We start from the raw sequence: 468 nt of genomic DNA, 5'->3' as shown, positions 1-468 counted from the left end.
TTGTTCTTTCTTATTCAAGGTTCCGCACGTTCCATCTAAGTATCTCTAAATCACAAAGTACATTGTTTTCGTTTTTAACGGAAACATTTGAAGCACTTGGTGGTGTTCCTTCAGAGATAATTACGGACAATATGAAAACAGTTATGGATGAAGCTAGAACAGAATTTTCTAGCGGAAAAGTGAATAATAAGTTTGCACAATTCGCTAACGACTTTGGTTTTAAAGTAAAACCTTGTGTAGCAGGCAGACCACGTACAAAAGGAAAAGTAGAAACAACGATGAAACTATTAGATGAAATTCATGCTTATCAAGGTCAACTGACCTTAGAAGAATTACACCGATTTGTACAGGATTTATGTAATCGAGTCAATCATGAGGTACATCAGGGGACTGGCAAGATACCAGTATTAGAATTTAAAAAAGAAAAGAACCTCTTACACCAGCTACCAACTGTCCAAGTAAGAGATT

1 pseudogene is annotated in these 468 nt (G+C 35.9%); it reads left to right on the top strand.

The features are described 5' to 3' along the window. Nucleotides 1–468: pseudogene (locus ACTQ5K_RS25580) on the top strand (IS21 family transposase); the annotation flags it as partial.

The sequence above is a fragment of the Niallia sp. Sow4_A1 genome, assembly GCF_052116745.1.
Classification (GTDB): domain Bacteria; phylum Bacillota; class Bacilli; order Bacillales; family Cytobacillaceae; genus Niallia; species Niallia hominis.
The sequence above is the reverse complement of the archived record's forward strand: the minus strand, read 5'-3'. Positions and strand labels throughout refer to the sequence as shown.